Origin of the sequence: Rugamonas apoptosis (assembly GCF_014042355.1) — a bacterium.
Classification (GTDB): domain Bacteria; phylum Pseudomonadota; class Gammaproteobacteria; order Burkholderiales; family Burkholderiaceae_D; genus Rugamonas; species Rugamonas apoptosis.
In genome coordinates this window covers 1-221 of sequence record NZ_JACEZU010000089.1, presented here as the reverse complement: position 1 = coordinate 221, position 221 = coordinate 1, and the positions used below count along the sequence as shown (strand labels likewise).

The following is a 221-nucleotide window of genomic DNA, read 5'->3' as shown; positions in this document are numbered from 1 at the left end:
CGTCGGTGGCGCGCACGATGACGCTGTTGTCGCCCTCGACGGCGTTGAAGCTGTTAGTCCAGGTGGTGCCGCCATCGGTGCTGTAGCTGATGGCGGCGCCGGCCTCGGTGCCGCTGATGGCCAGTGTCCCGACGTTGGTGATGCCGTCGCTGCCGCTGGCGCCGCTGTCGCTGCTCAGCGCGACGACAGGCGCCGCAGTCGCGGTGTCGAGGGTGAAAGTG

At 69.2% G+C, this 221-nt stretch carries 1 protein-coding gene; it reads right to left on the bottom strand.

Annotation, left to right across the window (positions count from 1 at the left end):
* On the bottom strand, nucleotides 1-221 hold a 221-nt coding region (locus H3H39_RS27565), incomplete at both ends, for a hypothetical protein (RefSeq protein ID WP_182157717.1).